Annotated in this window: 17 protein-coding genes, 2 tRNA genes and 1 pseudogene (1 of these 20 running past the window's edge); 2 read left to right on the top strand and 18 right to left on the bottom strand. The window is 43.0% G+C overall.

The window, feature by feature from the left end; translation table 11 throughout:
- Window positions 1-520: 520 nt before the first annotated feature.
- The 13 genes from QZ327_RS01950 to QZ327_RS01890 all read right to left on the bottom strand — a co-directional run bounded on the left by QZ327_RS01950 (window position 521) and on the right by QZ327_RS01890 (window position 11,252).
- Window positions 521-799, bottom strand: a complete 279-nt coding sequence (locus tag QZ327_RS01950) for a hypothetical protein (protein WP_035447224.1) — start codon at window positions 797-799, stop codon at window positions 521-523.
- Between the two features lie 86 nt (window positions 800-885).
- Window positions 886-1,386, bottom strand: coding sequence for a DUF6717 family protein (locus tag QZ327_RS01945; protein ID WP_294616665.1), 501 nt, complete (start codon window positions 1,384-1,386; stop codon window positions 886-888).
- Window positions 1,387-1,845: 459 nt separating this feature from the next.
- The gene (locus QZ327_RS01940) at window positions 1,846-2,439 is read right to left on the bottom strand and encodes a tyrosine-type recombinase/integrase (RefSeq protein ID WP_294616663.1); all 594 of its coding nucleotides are present in this window, start codon (window positions 2,437-2,439) and stop codon (window positions 1,846-1,848) included.
- A 296-nt stretch (window positions 2,440-2,735) separates the two neighbouring features.
- Window positions 2,736-3,752 (bottom strand): DUF3871 family protein, encoded by a 1,017-nt coding sequence (locus tag QZ327_RS01935; RefSeq protein ID WP_294616661.1) that lies wholly within the window; start codon window positions 3,750-3,752, stop codon window positions 2,736-2,738.
- A 486-nt stretch (window positions 3,753-4,238) separates the two neighbouring features.
- Complete coding sequence (locus QZ327_RS01930; protein WP_258974883.1) at window positions 4,239-5,969, bottom strand: DEAD/DEAH box helicase family protein; 1,731 nt, start codon at window positions 5,967-5,969, stop codon at window positions 4,239-4,241.
- On the bottom strand, window positions 5,966-6,331 hold the full coding sequence (locus tag QZ327_RS01925) for a hypothetical protein (RefSeq protein ID WP_294616658.1): 366 nt from the start codon (window positions 6,329-6,331) through the stop codon (window positions 5,966-5,968). The genes QZ327_RS01930 and QZ327_RS01925 overlap by 4 nt, the downstream gene beginning before the upstream one ends.
- A 144-nt stretch (window positions 6,332-6,475) precedes the next feature.
- Window positions 6,476-7,027 (bottom strand): hypothetical protein, encoded by a 552-nt coding sequence (locus tag QZ327_RS01920; RefSeq protein WP_274972909.1) that lies wholly within the window; start codon window positions 7,025-7,027, stop codon window positions 6,476-6,478.
- A 246-nt stretch (window positions 7,028-7,273) separates the two neighbouring features.
- Window positions 7,274-8,275: a hypothetical protein gene (locus tag QZ327_RS01915; RefSeq protein WP_294616768.1), complete on the bottom strand. Its 1,002-nt coding sequence runs from the start codon at window positions 8,273-8,275 to the stop codon at window positions 7,274-7,276.
- 77 nt (window positions 8,276-8,352) lie between these two features.
- Window positions 8,353-9,567 carry a site-specific integrase gene (locus QZ327_RS01910; RefSeq protein WP_040312063.1) on the bottom strand — a complete coding sequence of 405 codons (1,215 nt, stop codon included), beginning with the start codon at window positions 9,565-9,567 and terminating at the stop codon, window positions 8,353-8,355.
- Window positions 9,568-9,696: 129 nt separating this feature from the next.
- Window positions 9,697-9,769, bottom strand: a tRNA-Gly gene (locus tag QZ327_RS01905).
- Between the two features lie 8 nt (window positions 9,770-9,777).
- Window positions 9,778-9,860: transfer RNA gene (locus tag QZ327_RS01900), tRNA-Tyr, on the bottom strand.
- Between the two features lie 72 nt (window positions 9,861-9,932).
- Window positions 9,933-10,427 carry a 6,7-dimethyl-8-ribityllumazine synthase gene (ribH, locus tag QZ327_RS01895; RefSeq protein ID WP_294616657.1) on the bottom strand — a complete coding sequence of 165 codons (495 nt, stop codon included), beginning with the start codon at window positions 10,425-10,427 and terminating at the stop codon, window positions 9,933-9,935.
- 141 nt (window positions 10,428-10,568) lie between these two features.
- Complete coding sequence (locus QZ327_RS01890) at window positions 10,569-11,252, bottom strand: tetratricopeptide repeat protein (protein WP_294616655.1); 684 nt, start codon at window positions 11,250-11,252, stop codon at window positions 10,569-10,571.
- A 422-nt stretch (window positions 11,253-11,674) separates the two neighbouring features.
- Between QZ327_RS01890 and QZ327_RS01885 the strand changes: the two genes are divergently transcribed.
- Both QZ327_RS01885 and QZ327_RS01880 read left to right on the top strand, forming a co-directional pair.
- Window positions 11,675-12,811: a DNA replication/repair protein RecF gene (locus tag QZ327_RS01885; RefSeq protein ID WP_294616653.1), complete on the top strand. Its 1,137-nt coding sequence runs from the start codon at window positions 11,675-11,677 to the stop codon at window positions 12,809-12,811.
- Window positions 12,808-13,098 carry a DUF721 domain-containing protein gene (locus QZ327_RS01880; protein ID WP_294616651.1) on the top strand — a complete coding sequence of 97 codons (291 nt, stop codon included), beginning with the start codon at window positions 12,808-12,810 and terminating at the stop codon, window positions 13,096-13,098. The genes QZ327_RS01885 and QZ327_RS01880 overlap by 4 nt, the downstream gene beginning before the upstream one ends.
- 13 nt (window positions 13,099-13,111) lie before the next feature.
- On the opposite strand, the gene QZ327_RS01875 is transcribed toward QZ327_RS01880, so the two are convergent.
- The 5 genes and pseudogenes from QZ327_RS01875 to QZ327_RS01855 form a co-directional block, all read right to left on the bottom strand.
- The gene (locus QZ327_RS01875) at window positions 13,112-13,621 is read right to left on the bottom strand and encodes a 5-formyltetrahydrofolate cyclo-ligase (protein ID WP_294616767.1); all 510 of its coding nucleotides are present in this window, start codon (window positions 13,619-13,621) and stop codon (window positions 13,112-13,114) included.
- Entirely contained in the window at window positions 13,563-15,308 is a 1,746-nt protein-coding gene (locus tag QZ327_RS01870) for a S41 family peptidase (RefSeq protein WP_294616650.1), read from the bottom strand. The genes QZ327_RS01875 and QZ327_RS01870 overlap by 59 nt, the downstream gene beginning before the upstream one ends.
- Window positions 15,309-15,447: 139 nt before the next feature.
- On the bottom strand, window positions 15,448-15,891 hold the full coding sequence (locus tag QZ327_RS01865; RefSeq protein WP_294616648.1) for a dCMP deaminase family protein: 444 nt from the start codon (window positions 15,889-15,891) through the stop codon (window positions 15,448-15,450).
- 12 nt (window positions 15,892-15,903) lie between these two features.
- The gene (locus QZ327_RS01860) at window positions 15,904-16,422 is read right to left on the bottom strand and encodes a DUF4847 family protein (RefSeq protein ID WP_294616646.1); all 519 of its coding nucleotides are present in this window, start codon (window positions 16,420-16,422) and stop codon (window positions 15,904-15,906) included.
- A pseudogene (locus QZ327_RS01855) lies at window positions 16,419-17,863 on the bottom strand (M3 family metallopeptidase); it runs 630 nt beyond the window's last position. The gene QZ327_RS01860 and the pseudogene QZ327_RS01855 overlap by 4 nt, the downstream one beginning before the upstream one ends.

The following is a 17,863-nucleotide window of genomic DNA, read 5'->3' as shown; positions in this document are numbered from 1 at the left end:
AGCCTTACAGAATATAAGGTAGGTATATATCAAATGGTGGGGTGCTATTGCTATCATCTTCGTTCCATTTCAAACTTTGCGAGAATTTGAGAAAAAGAAGATAATCTCAATAACACCTTTTCGTTAAATATGTCCTTTCAGTGCCTTAACGCATTAAGACCTCTGAAATTGTTGCAAAGTTAGCGAAAGGTTTTGAATAGCTAAAGATAAAACGCTGATAAATGCAGTTCTAAGTGTTTTAAAGCATATCCTTAGTAAGTAATTAGGGAAGTATCAGTTTCTTTTCTTCGTAATAGCATGAGCAGGTACTTTTTTTGAACGGGGACTATAAGAAGATTTCTTCCCCAAAAAAGTACCCGTAGATTCTGCCGATTGAAAAATTCAGTCCTATTAGAGGTTATAAGGTATATAGGTTTGTAGCCTAACTAAGTAATGAATGAAAGAAGTATCTAATCTTCATAGTAGGCATAAAAAAAGAGTTCACGTTTCCGTAAACTCTGATTTTAATATATGGATAAGATTACTCTGATTTTATTGCTTCTATATTGCGTTTCAGAATCCTAAAATTTTCGTAGATAAAATATTTTTTCCCTTTTAACGTATTTGCGGTGAAAATAATAGGATGTATATCATCATTTGATACAGCATAGACAATATCTTCGTATTTCAATTTCAGAACAACAGAGCCTAAAACTTTTGAAACAAATAATTCTGCAACCTCTCCATCTGTAGCACCATCATTACCACACTGTATATTATTCCATAATATAACACTTCCTAAAGAGAACATATCTTCCATATCTATTGTGTTTTTAGTTAATTAGACCACAAAATTAATGATTCATTTGCAATTATAGCGGTATCTGTGAGGATAAATTTGCCCAATCACTCAATACAGATGGGACAATGCAGGTAGTTTTTGTTAATCTTATAGATAAAGATTAGTTTCGGGTATTTGCCCAATAAGAATAGAGTAACGGGACAAAGCCAAAGTTCTTCACCAAAATTTCCGCTTGGGTCTTTATAGAAAGCACCACCCGTTAAAGTGGAACTTACCTTATATAATCTAACTCCGCAATAAAACTTATCTTCCCATTCTTTAGCAATTCTGATAGTAGCCACAATCTCATTTTCTCCACGGGAGTAATATTCAAGATAGTTGGATGCACCACCAACCATGAGCGTATGTTCAAATAGTTCTTTGGGAAAACCCGGAACATTACAGTACCATTTTCGTCCTATTTTGATAAATGATACCTCATAATTTCCATTACCCACCATTGCATGATATAGTGCTTTTGCAAGAACGGGTATAGCTCTTATATAGGCAGAACTTTTCTTACCTACGGACACACTTTTCTTGAAGTAAGTTTTTAGATTACTCATAGCTGATAAATTTTAAATGATTAAATAAATGGGATTTTGTAAACGAACACTGCAAAGCTATGTGTTTAATTCGGATTATCAAAATAGACTGTATTTCAATGCTTTGTGGGTATTTGCATAATTCATAAATTATTCTATGGCATAGTAATCAATAGATTGGTACGGCATATAGGTATTTCCCAAAAAATCACACATACCATAAACTACAAGCCGTATTATGCCTTTTTAAAAAGATAATTTTCTTACGCTTGCACCAATGCGGAACTAATTACGTTATCGCCATCTGTTTGGCTTGGAACTATGCCCTATCAGATTTATATATATCCATTATTTGCTGTTTCTCTTACATTGCAGTTTTTGAAAGTTACTGTATATTAGAAAATGGGACAAAATTCTCTATTTCTGAAAATGGTATGATACAACAGAAATTTCAAACTTTGTCCCTTTCTAAGCAATTAGTTAGAAACTCAAACAGTCATAAGTATTTAACAGTTCTTCTTGTCTAAGTCCTAAGTATCTCTTAGTAATAGTTACACTTGAATGATTAAATAGTTCCATCAGCTTAACTAAAGCCAATTCAGCATTTTCAGAGGATTCAAATACTTTCCTGCCAAAAGTCTTTCTAAGTGAATGGGTAGAAAAATGGTCTATCTTTAAATTGTACTTGCTTTTCAGTTCTTTAAGTACAATGTTTATCCATTGGATAGAATAGACCTTGTTCTTGCCTTTTCCCGATAAAAAACAGAACTCATTCAAGTTCTGAATATCCAAAGCAGTATAACAGTCTTTGATATGCTTTTGGAACTCCTTATTAATTCTCACTTCCCTACGTTTGCTTGTTTTCTTTTCAGTAATGGTAAACTTTGCATCCTTACTCAAAAGCATTTCCCAAGTAAGTTGTAATAGGTCACTAATACGGAGACCAAAAAATATGCCACACCCAACAAGCAGGCTTATTTTATAATTCTTATCCCTATATAACTTTCTTACCAAGTTTGTGGCACTGTCCCATTGTAGGCAGTCACTTGTTGTATAGCTGTTCTTCAAACTCATGTTGTTTCAATTTTGTAGGTTCAACTATAAAAGTGAAAGTAAATTCGGGAACCATTTTGTAATAGCTTGATTCTCAAATCACTTTCACTTCTATTGAAAAGTGTAACTAAGATTGCAGATAAGTAAAGATAGTGATAATTAGTATCAGCAAAAAGGGATTAATGATACCAATTATTATCAGTAGTATAACTACCAATGTGCCCCATAAAATCAATTTTCCATTATCTTCCATTTTGTAGTATTTTTAAGTGAATAAAAAAGAAAGGACACCTAATAAATAGATGTCCCCTTATTAGTTAGTCAATAAACCATTTGTAATGCTCATCCCCATGCAAGGCTGCATTAATTCCAACTGCCATTTCAGTAGCATTCAAAGAGCGGTCTAAGAAACTATCAATATATGAACTTTTATTTGCTCCAGTGAGCAAATTGTAGAACTTCCACATATTCAAGTCATTTCCAAAGCTGCCAAAGTTCTCATCATTAATGTAGGCTTTTGCAACACTGTTAATCTGTGTATCAGTAAGCAACATTCTTGGCAGTCTCTTTTGGTAGCCATTGGGCAAACACTGATAAAGTCTCATTTTGCCCAATATTTGTGCAAATTGGTGTTCACTCATTGATGTATTGCCCAACTGTTGCATCAAATGCAGATGTTTGGCAGGATTGTAGTTGTTGAACAGTTCCAAAGCAGAACGGTAAAGTTCACTTGTATTGCTCACTCTTAAATCATCCTTGTAACCGTCTGTAAAGATGCACATATTGCAACATACTTGGTTCTTAAAGCCTATTGCCAACCTAAACAACTCTGGAACTTTCTTTGAATACAGATTCATTTGGTTATAGGCTCTAACCCCCACTATTGAAAGGTTCAACTTGTTACCCTCAACCGTTTCATAGATTGTAGGAATGTCAATACTGAAAGCTGCCCTTTCATAATAGATAGTTTTGTCTGATTCTAACAACTGATTAGCAGGTTTGTGGATAGCTTCGGGAATACGACCCTTAATCACATGACTAACACGAATATCGGGCGTTCCAATAGCCTCACCATTGTAGTAGGAGTTTGCAGCTTCCCAAACAGTTTCAATAAATGTAGCATGGTTTACTGTAAGCTCATTGTCTTTGGCAAACACTGGAGTAATGCAGTCATTTTTCAAGTGACTTAAAGAAACTTCTTGTGTGTTTGCCTCTATGAAATGTAAAGACTTGTTAGATATTGCAGTTTCTTCAATAATGGTTGCTTCTTCTGCAAACTCACCTAAATTCATTCTCTCTCTGTTCTCTGTTGGCATGATAGCTAAATTTCTCATATTGATAAAAGTTTAAATGATTAATAATTCTTTTTATATCAATGTACAGAGGGGGGACTATTGGAGGTTGTGGGCACGCAAGGCAGACACTCTTATATATTTTAGCTTACTGACTGAATGGGGAGGGGGCTTTCTGTATAAAGTACCTTATAATATTTGCTCTCTTGACTTTCAGCCAAACTGAATATAGGTGATTCTTTAATAAGGTAGTCTTTTTAATGGTATTAGGTATATGTGGCATATTATAAAGTAGGTACTATATAACTCTTCCTAACGTGGAAATATTCGGAAAATCGGAATCGGGGAAAATGTGGGGCTGTGGTTCTGTGCCAAAAATAAAAGCCGCAAGAATTTCCTGCGATTGTATATTATTAGTTAGTACGAAAATTACTCTGTTTCATTAGTTATTAAGGTTGATAGGGACATTTTACTTAATTTCTGTATCGGGTATAGAAAGGCAAGAAAATGAGATTTTGTCCCATTTAGCTAAACTAATTCCGAATTTAATTGATAGCCTCTTATATTACCCGATTTAAATGGATTTGCTTGATAATAGAGACCGATAAGTTTCGGTTCTATATTTTCTTCGGGGTGTATGTTCAATCTCTCATATATTCTCGTTAATTCATTAACTATTTTCTCATTGGAATATCTGTTACCAACCTTGAATATATTCTTAACCAGTCTGATAACTTTATTCCCCTTACGTTGTGTCAGAATCATTTCTTCTTTGATTTTCTTTTTGGAATAGTTAAGTTCTTCTATCCTCTCTTTGCCCAAAGTCTCAAACGCTTCTACAATGAACGGGTCAATCTTCCGTATATCATTGATATAGTCTAAGGCATATTCTGAATAGGGAGTTTCCATTTCACCAAGTTGCTGTACCATTTTTCTGCGCTTGTCCTTTACCGAGCGTGCAGCCTTGATAATCTTTAATTTCTCGTCATTCTCATTATATTCGCAATTCTCAAATGTGGGATTGAAGAAATGACAATCATTGTACCAATTCATTATTTTTTGTCTTGATTGGTATCTGTTGTTCACCAATACGGAATTAATCTCATTGTCTATGGCAAACCAGTTCTTTGTAAAGTCCGAATATAGGAATTTACGGAACGGCATGGTTTCAAGAACTGCACCGAAAGCGAATCTGCTTTCTCTGTTATCCGCACTTTTGTATAAGGTTTGTATCGTGTTATAGGCAAATTCATGTGCCGAAATTTCCCATTCTATCTGTTCCCTGTCTTTGGTTATGATTTCGGGATTCACCCGATAGATATGTGTTGCCGATTTTATGCCGTTACGGAATCTTCCGCAAATCTGTATGCAGTCCGTATCTATGTCAAGCATGGTGTATTCGGAATTATAAGGGTCTGTAACCATTACCAAATCGGGCTGATAAGGCAAATCCAAGTCGAATGCCGTAAAGAATCTGCCAGTGAAGAAGTTGTATTTCTTCATGGTTTCTGCGCTCCAATCACTATAAGCATTATCAAAGGAGTATTCATTTTTCAGTTTCAAACGGCTTTTTGGCGCACAGTAAACGGCTGAATCTTCCAATATGTTAAATTGTTTCATTATGGAGTAAATCATTACCACAGAATTGACGAAAAAACAGACTGTTCCCTCTGTGTGATTGCCTAAATATTCACTTATTGCCTTGTGTATATTATAAGTATGTGTAACCGCAATTTCTTGTCTGTAATCATAATCGGCACTTACTTCCACTGTTTCAAACTCCTTAAATCTTGGGTCACTGAATCCGATAGGAGTGGCGGAAACAAGAGCCTTGCTTTTAAAACGGAAAAAGTCATTCATGGGCAGCACTATGTCCGTTCTGTAATCCACATCCTTAATTAATTGGTGGCATTCATCCATCAGCAGGAAGAAATGATTATAAATGTCAATATCGCTGCAAGCATTTTTCACCTTACCGAAACTTTCGGGAGTAGTCATTATCTTATGCAGTCTGTTATTGGTTAGATAATTGCGAATCTTATCTGTTGTGACATCTTCATAAACGCCTAACAGATTGCTGTATTTGCCGCACTTGCTTTTGATAACGGGTACATTGGGAACTACGATAATGGAGTTCCTTTCGGTTTCAAGCTCCAAAGTAGTAGCACCACAGCCGGGTATTCTTTTGGAAAGTATGCAGTTTGACGGAATCTCACCCATTACGTCAGACAGGTATTGACCTTTATGTAGAGTAATCATAATCCTTTGCTGTTTAGATAATCTATAAATTCATCGCTTCTCCTTATGCTGAAAAAGAGTTTTCCGAAACGGAACAGTCCCCTAAGTTTTATATAGGCTTCGGTTTCCCGTAGAAAAGGGATTCTTGCAATATTGTATTTCTGTTCTATCAGTCCTTTTACCACATCCTCTTGGAACTCGCTGTATAGCTTGGGTAGTTTGGACGGGAATACTCCAAAATCCTCATAATCTCCCGTTTGCAGATAGTTAAGAATCCACTGCCAGCCTTGTGCGTTGAGTTGGTATCTTATACCCGTTACTCCTTGACTGCTTATCCATGCTTCACCGTTCACTTGGATATAAAGCTGCTTGTGTTGTTTCATTAGTAGCTTCACTTGTCTGTGTGCAGCTTCATTGTTATATGTTTGGGCAAACTGTATCAGTTTCATTTTCTCTATTCCGATTAAAAAAGAAAGTCGAGAGAGGTTGTTCCCTCGACTTTCTTCAAAGCTGATTGTTTAGGCTACTTAATTCTGTTTGGGAACTTGTAATTTGGCTCTCCTTGTTGATTCGGGCTTGCAGGCTTCGCTGATAAGGTTGTTCACTTCAAGCGTTGCTTTCATACAGAACTTTACATTTCCTTTTGGGGTGGGAGAAAATCTCACGCAACGGTAACGCTCTCCATAATTGTTATACCAATCCTTTTCAACATACCCATATATGGGAGAATTTATATGCTGTTTGAACAGTTCCATTACCAAGTTTTCGCCGTCTTTGGCAGTATCTACCTCATGTTCTTCCGCTTTATAATCATCCAAGAGCTTTGTAATTTTTGCCATACAGAAATTTATTGCAGTAATAAGGTCTGAATCTCCTGCACCCTCAAGATGTTGTTTCATACCAGTATCGTAAGCGAATGTAACAGAAATAATCAGTTCACCTTTTGAAGATTGTTTGAAACGCATATCTGTTTGGGTGGGAGACATGGAGAATGCTTCTTGCAGTTCTTGAACGAAAGTTGCACTCACTTTGGTATTCTCTACTATGTTTTCACTAACAGCAAAATCTATTGATTTCATAAATCTAAATTTTAAAGTGTTACACATTAATTATCAGTTCAATCGGTCACTACTAAAGCTATGCGCACTTGCTTATTTGTTCCCTTTTGACATTGCAAAATTAGGGCAGAAATAAAGGGTGACAAAGCATTTTAGCTAATGCCCATGTGTGTAGAAAACGTGTCTGTTTCAGTACGCAAAAAAAATGCGTACCGAAAAGAACATCCCTTTCAGTACGCATTTCTGCTATGGTTTTATGTATGTTGTTTATGAAACTGCGTTGTAGTTATTAGCTATGACGGACGGGAATTTCTCATTCTTGTATCTTCTAAGGAGATTGGAGAGCATTCTGTTCTTGTTGCCCTCCGAATCGTATTCTTCATTATATCTTTTGCCATCATAGCCAACTGTATAGATAAGCCTTGAAACAAGCATCATCTTGTCTTTAGATACCTTTACCTTTTTATTGGGTATGGTGGTAGCCTTTCTTCTTTCAATAAAGAACAGAAACATATCCGTAAACTTCCACTTCTTATAAGATATGTCAAGACTGAACTTGTCTGTAAAGCTGATTTTTGACGATAAGTCATTTCTGATAAAGCCCTCCAGCCCTATGTCCTTTAATTGTTTAATCATAGTTTCTCTGTCTTGTTCGCTATGTATAATATTGCTATATGTATTGGTAAAATGCTGCAAGGCTGCTTGAATGATTCTGATTGTGTCCTCCCTTTCAACAACATAGCTTTTCTTGTTGTTCTTCTTTAAGGTGATACTTGTAGCCTCCAACAGATTGGCATGAAAATAACTAAAGTCTTCCAATACGGACTTGTTCAATGCAGGTGCGTTTGTGCCAATATCCTCTATAAAGTCATATACGAACAGAAGTAGATACCAAAATTTGCTAACATCCAACTTATACGCTTCAATGGTATTCTGTAAATCTTCATTAGTTAGAAACTTCTCTTTGAAAGAATCATCCAGCTTTCTGTATTCTCGTTTCTTGTATTCTTCCAAAGTTCCTTTGAAAGTTTTCATTTCTTGTGTTCTCTCGTACCTTTCTTCAACGGACAAGTTTCTTTCCGCATATCTGTTGGCGAATATGGCAGGTGCGGAAGATTCTACGGGTATCATTCCCGTATCTGTTTCCGCATAATCGGGCAGGAAGTGATTGGCTACTTCCCATACATATTCTAATAGCGGTTCATTTAGACATTTGTAGCTTTCATGCCAAGACGCTTTTAAATCGGGCAGTTCTTCTATCTGATACATAAGTACATTCATATTAGTTATACTGCAAAATAAAAGAAAAGTCTGCAATCTTTAGTGGATTACAGACTTCTTTTTCGTTATAGTAGGTTCTTCATTGCTTCATCCACTTGCTCGTTATCGAAACTATCCAAGTATATTTGGGTAGTGGCTAAGTCTGAATGTCCCAGTGCTTCACTTATCAATGCGATGTTTACCCCCGATTTTTTAAGGACACTTGCGAATGAGTGCCTCGCGACATAGGTTGTCATATTGGCTTCAACTCCAAGCTGTGAGGCAAGTAGTTTTAGATTCTTATTGACCTTTCCCAATATCTTATGTATTCTGTTCTGTTTTTGTAGGGCGGTCTTGTGTATCTTGCTATCCAAAATCGGGAACAGATAGCCTTTACTCTCTTTTGAATATTTCTCGATTATCCACATGGCATCCTGCGGTATTCCTATCTTGATTGGCTTTTTTGTCTTTTGACGGATATAGTGCAATCTGCCATTTTGAATATTCTCGTTTGTCAGATTAGCTATGTCCGTGAAATTGATTCCACCGCACAGATAACTGAATACGAATATGTCTTTGCTCAACTCCATGTATGGTTGTTTTCCAGCAGGCTGCACTTCTTCCGTGAATTTCAGTACGTCTGTTTTGGCAATCGCTCTCTTTTGAGTAGTGGTATCGAACTTGTTAATCTTGTATTCATCAAACGGATAATCAGACTTTCGGGCGCACTTGGCTTTAATAGCTTTATTGTATGTACTTCGGAGCGTGCGGAACATGAGGCTTATAGTAGTTTCTTTGTTTCCTTTGGAACGCAGCCATTTCTCATACTTGGTAAGCCAAGAAGTGTCTATATCGCTGAAAGGTATATCCAGCTTGCCTTTAGTGAATACTTTGAGTGAATTGAAAGAACTTTTATAGATAAGGCGGTTGCCGCATTTGTCCTCACGGGTGTATTGCTCTATCAATTCTTGGTAGAACTCACTAACGGTTTTCAGTTCAAACTTCGTATTCTCATTATTGAGTAAGGTGGTGGTAGTATATTCCTTTTGTTCCACATTCAACTCTAACATTCGCTGTTGAAGTTCTCGCTGTTTATCCAAGATAATCTTTTGGATATATTCTTTGTTAGGACAGTTTGGTTTAGGCTTGTTTCGTGTGAAGTCCCAATATTTAGGATTAATGGATATGCCTAAACTTTGATATTTACGCTTTCCACCTTTAGATACTTGGAGCATCAATGGATTTTCACCATTGGATAATGTCTTAGATTTGTAGCAAACTACTGAAACACAGGCATTCATAATGAATTTTCGGTTTACATCTTGGTTTACATGCACCCTCTGAAACCACCCGAAAATAGACTTTTCGTAACCTGCTAAAAACAGAAAACCTCGATAGCTAATTGCTTAACTATCAAGGTCTTCATTAAGAGCGGAAGACGGGGCTCAAACCCGCGACCCTCAGCTTGGAAGGCTAATGCTCTATCAACTGAGCTACTTCCGCAATTTTAGTGGGCAAAGATGGATTCGAACCACCGAAGGCGTAAGCCAGCAGATTTACAGTCTGCCCCATTTGGCCACTCTGGTATTTGCCCTTTTGCTTTCGAGAACTACTTTAAATCTCTTTTTAAGTAGGTTTGTTTCTCAATTGCGGTGCAAAGATACGACTATTTTTGTAAACTCCAAGCAAAATCTACCATTTTTATTGCAGAAATTGCACATTCGTCGCCTTTGTTGCCTAATTTGCCGCCGGCACGCTCCTCGGCTTGTTCCATTGTATTGGTGGTAATGAGCCCGTAAATCACTGGAACATCGCAGGTTGCGTTCAAATGAGTGATACCTTGCGTTGCACCCATGCAAACGTAATCGAAATGTGGTGTATCTCCACGGACTACGCAGCCAATGGCAATTACGGCATCCACTTCGCTGTATTCTATCAGTTGGTTGGCACCGAAAGTCAGTTCAAAACTGCCGGGTACGTTTTTTATCAGGATATTTTCGTCTTTCGCTCCGTGTTTTTTCAGGGTGTCTATCGCTCCCTTCAAGAGGGCGCCGGTGATATTGTAGTTCCATTCGGATACCACGATACCGAATTTCATATTCTCTGCGCTGGGAACTGAATTGAAATCATAATCCGAAAGGTTGTGATAAGCTGTAGCCATGATAAATAGAAATTAAAAAATGAAAATTAAATAGGTCGGAATAAATAGAGAGCACGGATTACGCGGCTTTCACGGTTTTGACTTCCGTGTATATCCGTGTAATCCGTGCTCAAGATAGCTTATTATATAATAAGGTGTAAATTACTTCTTCAGCAGTTTGGCTTGCTCGATGTATTTATCGATGTCCATAGACTGATATGAACGGAAATATTTCTCCTTGATAGAAGTATATGCTTTGATAGCATCATCATACTTGCCCTGCTTAACCAGGATTTCTCCGGCCTGTTTCAGGAAAATAGGGCTTAGCGTGTTGTTGTCGGCTTCGTTAGCGGCTTTCAGCAACATGGAAGATGCTTTGTCGAGCTGACCCAACTGGGCGTAGCACTTACCCATAGCACCCTTCATGGCGGGAGCTACCATCTGGTCGTCTCCGTCGAAGCTGTCCAATGCCTTTACAGCCTCCTCGAACTTGCCGAGGTGTGCATAGCAAATACCTGCGTATGCTTTTGCCAGGTTGGCTGCATCCGTGCCGCTGTACTGGTCGGCTATCTTGATGAAACCTACATAACCGATGCTGTCACCGTTCAGGGCTTCCGCAAAGGCATCGGCTTCAAAATACTCCTGTCCTTTGAAAAGGGCTGCCTGTGCTTTCTCCTCACGGGGTTCCGCATAGAGGTTCTTGTACATTACTATGCCTGCTATAATGATGATTACAGCCAGGATAGCACCGATGATTGTCTTTTTGTTCTTGATGAGAAATGCCTCCGATTGGGACACTGCGTCTTCCATGTTCAAGGCTTCGTTCGTCTTTTTTTGTTCTGTCATTTTATATATTCTTTTTGTTATTATTCATTAATAGCTGATTCGACCCGCAAAAATAAGTTTTTTATGGCTATCAACGAAATTTAACGGCATCTTTTTTTGTTTGTCAGGCTCTTTCTTGGAGCGCATGTCCGGATATTGGCCGAAGAAGTGATGGTAAACTGCTCTCCGGTCCGAAAAGCAAAGGTTGAAGTCCGCAATTACGGCTTTTTCATTTACAAGAGTTATCGGAAGTCGTTAGAAGCCGATAGCTCTGTTGATGTGTGGTGATACTGCTGGCTTCCAACTCGCTTTACCTTCCGATAACTCCTTTGACTCCCTTACAATGAAAAGCTGTGAGTTCACAATTCAAAATTCATAATTCAAAATTCATAATTCCCTCGGTTTGCATTATCTTTGCGTGAAAAAGCAAAGATGAAGTCATTATGATACTGAATCGTATATCCATACTCAACTATAAGAACCTGGAGCAGGTGGAGCTTGCTTTCTCTCCGAAACTGAATACCTTTTTCGGGCAGAACGGAATGGGGAAGACAAACCTGCTGGATGCCGTTTATTTCCTCTCTTTCTGCAAGAGTGCGGGCAATCCCATTGATTCGCAGAACATAAGGCATGATGCCGATTTTTTTGTCATTCAGGGATTTTACACGTCTGCCGACGGTACGCCGGAAGAAATCTACTGCGGCATGAAGCGCCGGCAGAAGAAGCAGTTCAAGCGGAACAAAAAGGAGTATACGCGTCTGTCCGACCATATCGGTTTCTTGCCGTTGGTGATGGTGTCTCCTGCCGATTCGGCATTGATAAACGGGGGCAGTGACGAGCGCCGCCGCTTTATGGATGTGGTGATTTCGCAGTACGACAAGGAATACCTGGATGCGCTGATTCGCTACAACAAGGCATTGGTTCAGCGAAACACATTGCTCAAGAATGAAACGCCGGTGGAAGAAGAACTTTTCCTGGTGTGGGAGGAGATGATGGCGCAAGCCGGTGAGGTGGTGTTCCGTAAGCGGGAAGAGTTTATCAGGGAGTTCATCCCTATTTTCCAGTCTTTTTATTCGTTCATTTCGCAGGATAAGGAGACGGTCGGACTGTCTTACGATTCGCATGCCCGTGATGCCTCTTTGCTGGAAGTGCTGAAAGAGAGCCGCGTGCGCGACCGGATTATGGGATTTTCCTTGCGCGGGATACATAAGGATGAACTGAATATGTTGCTGGGAGATTTTCCCATCAAGCGGGAAGGTTCGCAGGGGCAGAATAAAACCTATCTGGTGGCTTTGAAGCTGGCGCAGTTTGACTTTCTGAAACGGACGGGCGCCACGGTCCCGTTGCTGTTGCTCGATGATATTTTCGACAAGCTGGATGCTTCGCGCGTGGAGCAGATTATTAAACTTGTGGCGGGTGACGGTTTCGGGCAGATTTTCATTACGGATACCAACCGCGAACATTTGGACCGTATCCTGCACAAGGTGGGCAGTGATTATAAGATGTTTCATGTAGAGCAGGGGGCTGTTGCCGAAATGGTCGGTAGCCGGGCGCCGCTTAATGAGGAGATTGACGGATGAAACGGAATGATGCCGAGCAGATAGGCAAGTTGATACGGAGTTTCCTGCGGCAGGAAAGCCTGGAGTCGCCCTTGAATGAACGACGGCTTATCAATTCGTGGGCAGATGTGCTGGGACCCGCCATAGCCTCTTATACGCGCGAACTTTACATCAAGAACCAGGTGCTGTACGTGCATCTTACCTCTGCCGCTCTCCGTCAGGAGTTGATGATGGGGCGGGAGTTGCTGGTGCGCAACCTCAACCGGCACGTAGGGGCGCAGGTAATCACCAATATCATATTCCGGTGATATATGCGCGTGTTCACGGTTGCGTGATGACCTCGTCCATGCGGATGTCGAACGGTTCCGCCGGAACTTCCTCTACGACTTGAAACGGGAAACAAATCCCAGCTTTGTACGCGGCAGGTATGCGTGGGAGCAACCGGTCGTAATATCCCTTTCCTCTTCCCAGACGGTTTCCGTTGCGGTCGAATGCTACGCCGGGAACAACGACCAGGTCTATTGCGGCATAGTCGGTAAACAGTGCCCCGGTAGGTTCTTCAATGCCGTATGCGCCGATAGCAAGGTCTGCCGGACCTGTGTAGGCACGAAGCTCCAGGTCATCACCCGCGACGACGGGCAGAAGTATCCGTTTCTCCATGCTCCATTTTCTGATGAAGCCGTGCGTGTCCACTTCATCGGGCAGTGAGTGATATAGCAATATAATGTTTGCTGCCCTGAAAGCCGGGTGTGCTTCGAGGGCGGCAAGTATTTCAGCAGACTGTGTCCGGTGCGTAGCGGCAGATTTGTGAAGGGCTTTCAACAAAGCCATACGCTTGCGCAGTTCTTTTTTCTTTTCCATCGTCCGTGTTCTCCTCTTCTTTTCCGGCTTGCAGCGGAGCTTTCGGGAAAGCCTCGCCACGTTCCAGTATTTCCAACGCTTTCTTTACGGTAGCGTCGCTTTCATTGATGTACCGGATATAAGCTTCTTTGCCCAGCGTGTTGTAGATGATGTTGCCGTACAGGTTTCGTTCCAGCAGTTTGTAAGAACGGTGTATCAGCAGGTTACGCCTTTTCACTCCTTTGGAGTCGGCAAAACGTATCAGCTGCTCTACGATGCCTTGCTGGCGCAGGTATTTCAGCAGTTCATTTTCGTTGTCGAATGCGCTCAGCTTGGCGCGGTTGCGGTCGGTGTATTGGAAACTGAACTGTGTAATCAGTCCTTTGTTGCCCACCTCTATCAGATAAGAGGACACTCCGGTTGTATCTTGCGGCACGAATACATCGGGCATGATGCCGCCGCCGCCGTAGACGGGGCGTCCCAGTCCGGTGGAGTAGCGCAGGTTTTCGTCAAGCTTGATACTGTCTTTGGAGAAGAACTCCCCGTGCTCGTAGCGGGTCAGCCAGTCCATTTCGTATTTGGAGTCTTTCCCGTTTTCGTAAGGACGCTGGATGCAACGTCCGGACGGCGTGTAGTAACGGGCGATGGTGAGACGGATGGCAGAGCCGTCGCTGAAGTCGATGGGTTGTTGCACCAGTCCCTTGCCGAATGAACGGCGTCCTACGATAGTTCCCCGGTCATTGTCCTGGATGGCGCCCGCAAAGATTTCGCTGGCAGAGGCGGAGCCTTCGTCCACCAATACCACGAGCGGTGTCTTTTGGCAGCTGCCCGTGCCGTTGGCATACTCTTCCATGCGGGGATACTTGCGCCCCTTGGTGTATACGATGAGTTTTCCTTCCGGCAGGAACTCGTTGACCATGCGTGTGGCGGCCTCCATATAGCCGCCGGTGTTGCCGCGCAGGTCGATGATGAAACCTTTGCATTTCTGGTGGCTGAGCTGGGCAATGGCATTCAGCAGTTCCACGTGCGAGGTACGTCCGAACCTGCTGACCTGTATGTATCCGAAGTCATCGTTGAGCATATAAGCGGCGTCAATCGTGTTTTGAGGAATGTCTCCACGGGTAATGGTGAAGTCCAACAACTCTTTTTCGGTGGCACGCTTTACTCCTAACTTCACTTGTGTGCCTTTCGGTCCTTTCAGGTTGCGCATGGCTTTCTCGTTGGTCACTCCTTTGCCTACGAACAGGCTGTCGTTCACCCTTACAATGCGGTCGCCTGCCATGAGTCCCACCTTTTCGGAAGGACCTCCCTGAATCACGCTGTTTACGTGTATCGTGTCTTCCTGTATGGTAAACTGGATGCCGATGCCGCTGAAGCTGCCTTCCAGTTCGGAGTTCACTTCTTCCAGCCTTTGTGCCGGGATGTAGGTGGAGTGCGGGTCAAGCTCTGCCAATATCTGCGGCATGGCTTTTTCCACCAGGTCGGTCATGTTGACACTGTCCACATACTGGTCGTCTACCACCCGCAGCAAGGCGTTCAGCTTGTTGGACGAGCCGTTGATAATTCCCAAACGGTTTCCTGCGAAGTGTTTGGCATAAAACGTTCCGATAAGAATGCCCGCCACGATGCTGACCGCGATAATAAGCGGCGTGAAGCGGGAGGAGTTTCTGGGTTCCATATCTTTTAGTTGTTTTTTTGTAAGGTTACTGTTTCACGTTTCTAAAGTTCTACATTACGTTTCTAAAGTGGCACTTTACGCCGCTAAAGTGGCACTCTACGTTGCTAAACCCTAAGGTTTGCGCCGCTAACCCCGACCTTTACGTCCGGTCTTCCATGGGGATGAATACCACTTCGATGCCCGCCCGCCTGAGCAGTTCGATGCCGTCTTCCAGGCGGTACTTCTCCGAATATACCACCCGCTTGATGCCTGCCTGGATGATGAGCTTGGCGCATTCTATGCAGGGAGAAGCCGTGACATACATCGTGGCATCGTTGCTGCTGTTGTTGGAGCGCGCTATTTTGGTGATGGCATTGGCTTCGGCATGGAGCACGTACGGTTTGGTAACGTTGTCCTCGTCTTCGCACACATTCTCAAAACCCGCCGGCGTGCCGTTATACCCGTCCGAGATAATCATCTTGTCCTTCACGATAAGCGCGCCTACCTGGCGGCGCCGGCAGTAAGAGTTTTCCGCCCAGATGCTCGCCATGCGTATATAACGCCTGTCCAATGCTTCTTGTTTGCTTTTCGCAGTCTCGTCCATGTCTTTTCCTGTTTAGCGGGCAGTGAATCCCATTACTTTCGTTGTGTTTCCGTCTTTGTAGTAGAGGGTCAGGTTGTGTGTATCCCCTTCGTACTTGAACACGTTCTGCACGCCGCTGACGAATACTTTCGCCAGTTTGTCGCTTTCCGTGCCGGCAGGTTTCCCGCCGATGCTTATGGTGTGTTCCTTGCCGTCTATTTTCAGCGTGGCGTCATGGATGGCGGATTTGACGCCACGGACGTTGACCGTGCCGGTTACTTCCCCGTTCACCTCCGCGCAGTTGAAGTCCAGCGTGAAGTTCCCTTCCGCCTTGAGCAGTTCCCGGCTGGCTTTCTCCTCGGTCTCGTTGTTCCATAATTCTTTATAGAACTGCTCTTTCCCCTTTTCGGTGGCTATGCGGCTCAGTTTCCAGGTCTTGTTGTTGAAGATTTCCATTACGTCGTCCTCGTTGTTGCAGGCACAGAAACCAAGAAGCACGGCAAGCATCAGCAGGCAGCGGCATGTTGCGTTCCTATTGAACATATCTTTCATTTCTTTATCCCGTTTCTGGTTAATAACGCGTCGATGGTCGGCTCTTGTCCGCGGAAGCGTTTGTAGAGTGTCATCGGGTGTTCCGTGCCACCTTTCGACAAGATGTTCTCACGGAAAGATGCCGCCGTCTCGGGATTGAAGATACCCGTCTGCTTGAACAGCGAGAAGGCATCGGCATCCAGCACTTCCGCCCACTTGTAACTGTAGTATCCGACAGCGTATCCGCCCGCGAAGATGTGCGAGAATTGGGCGCTCATGCAACTCTCTTCCACCACGGGGAGGATTTGAGCCTTTCCCCAAGCCTGTTTCTCGTAGGCTTTTACATCCCCTTCGAACGGCGTGTTGCGTGTGTACCATGCCATATCCAGCAATCCGAAGCTCACCTGGCGCAGGCAGGCGTATGCCGCGTTGAAGTTGGATGAGTCCACGATGCGCTGCACCAGTTCGTCCGGTATCAGTTCGCCGGTCTGGTAATGGCGGGCAAACGTATGCAGGAACTCTTTCTCGGTGGAGTAGTTCTCCATGAACTGGGAGGGGAGTTCCACGAAATCCCAGTAGACGTTGGTGCCGCTCAGACCTGCGTAGGTGGAGTTGGCGAACATGCCGTGCAGGCTGTGGCCGAACTCGTGCAGGAAGGTTTCCACTTCGTCGAAAGTCAGCAGGGCGGGTTTGTCCTGTGTCGGTTTGGTAAAGTTCATCACGATAGACACGTGCGGACGGCTGTTCTCGCCGCTCTTTTCGTCTATCCACTGGTCCTTGTAGCTGGTCATCCAGGCTCCCGAGCGTTTGCCTGCTCTGGGGTGGAAGTCGGTATAGAGCACGGCAAGGAATTTGCCGTCTTTGTCGAATACTTCGTAGGCATCCACATCTTTGTGGTAAACGGGGATGTCCGCGTTTTTCTTGAATGTGATGCCGTACAGTTTGGTGGCAAGGCCGAACACGCCGTTCTTCACGTTGCCCAATTCGAAGTAGGGGCGGAGCATTTCATCATCGATATTGAACTTCCGGTCCTTCAGCTTGTGCGAATAGTAGCTCCAGTCCCACGGCATCACTTTGAAATCTTTTCCTTCCGTCTGTTGTGCCAGTGCCTGTACTTCGGCATACTCCTGCCGTGCGGTGGGGGTGTAGGCGTCCAGCAGCTGGTTCAGCAGGCTGTATACGGCATCGCTGTTTTGCGCCATGCGTTCCACCAGGTTGTATTGTGCAAAGTTGTCGTAGCCAAGCAGCTGGGCGATTGCCATGCGGGTGTTGGCAAGCTTCTTCACGATTTCCAGGTTGTTGGTGGCATTGTCGTGCGTGCACTTTGTATTGTAGGCAAGGTAGAGTTCGCGGCGCAGGTCGCGGTTGTCGGCGTAGGTCATGAAAGGGCTGTAGCTGGGAGCTTGCAGGGTGAATACCCAGCCTTCCACACCTTTCTCCCCGGCAGTTTCGGCAGCGGCTT

This window comes from uncultured Bacteroides sp. (genome assembly GCF_910578895.1).
In the GTDB taxonomy this organism is placed as follows: Bacteria; Bacteroidota; Bacteroidia; order Bacteroidales; family Bacteroidaceae; genus Bacteroides.
Note: the sequence above shows the minus strand (reverse complement) of the source record. Positions and strands in the feature narration are given on the sequence as shown.

Coding starts and splice junctions, on each gene's coding strand:
- QZ327_RS01885 (WP_294616653.1), top strand. CDS start 11,675: ATGATACTGAATCGTATATCCATACTCAACTATAAGAACCTGGAGCAG.
- QZ327_RS01915 (WP_294616768.1), bottom strand. CDS start 8,275: ATGTATCAGATAGAAGAACTGCCCGATTTAAAAGCGTCTTGGCATGAA.
- QZ327_RS01865 (WP_294616648.1), bottom strand. CDS start 15,891: ATGGACGAGACTGCGAAAAGCAAACAAGAAGCATTGGACAGGCGTTAT.
- QZ327_RS01920 (WP_274972909.1), bottom strand. CDS start 7,027: ATGAAATCAATAGATTTTGCTGTTAGTGAAAACATAGTAGAGAATACC.
- QZ327_RS01875 (WP_294616767.1), bottom strand. CDS start 13,621: ATGGCTTTGTTGAAAGCCCTTCACAAATCTGCCGCTACGCACCGGACA.
- QZ327_RS01935 (WP_294616661.1), bottom strand. CDS start 3,752: ATGAGAAATTTAGCTATCATGCCAACAGAGAACAGAGAGAGAATGAAT.
- QZ327_RS01945 (WP_294616665.1), bottom strand. CDS start 1,386: ATGAGTAATCTAAAAACTTACTTCAAGAAAAGTGTGTCCGTAGGTAAG.
- QZ327_RS01880 (WP_294616651.1), top strand. CDS start 12,808: ATGAAACGGAATGATGCCGAGCAGATAGGCAAGTTGATACGGAGTTTC.
- QZ327_RS01860 (WP_294616646.1), bottom strand. CDS start 16,422: ATGAAAGATATGTTCAATAGGAACGCAACATGCCGCTGCCTGCTGATG.
- QZ327_RS01890 (WP_294616655.1), bottom strand. CDS start 11,252: ATGACAGAACAAAAAAAGACGAACGAAGCCTTGAACATGGAAGACGCA.
- QZ327_RS01910 (WP_040312063.1), bottom strand. CDS start 9,567: ATGAATGCCTGTGTTTCAGTAGTTTGCTACAAATCTAAGACATTATCC.
- QZ327_RS01950 (WP_035447224.1), bottom strand. CDS start 799: ATGGAAGATATGTTCTCTTTAGGAAGTGTTATATTATGGAATAATATA.
- QZ327_RS01930 (WP_258974883.1), bottom strand. CDS start 5,969: ATGATTACTCTACATAAAGGTCAATACCTGTCTGACGTAATGGGTGAG.
- QZ327_RS01940 (WP_294616663.1), bottom strand. CDS start 2,439: ATGAGTTTGAAGAACAGCTATACAACAAGTGACTGCCTACAATGGGAC.
- QZ327_RS01870 (WP_294616650.1), bottom strand. CDS start 15,308: ATGGAACCCAGAAACTCCTCCCGCTTCACGCCGCTTATTATCGCGGTC.
- ribH (WP_294616657.1), bottom strand. CDS start 10,427: ATGGCTACAGCTTATCACAACCTTTCGGATTATGATTTCAATTCAGTT.
- QZ327_RS01925 (WP_294616658.1), bottom strand. CDS start 6,331: ATGAAACAACACAAGCAGCTTTATATCCAAGTGAACGGTGAAGCATGG.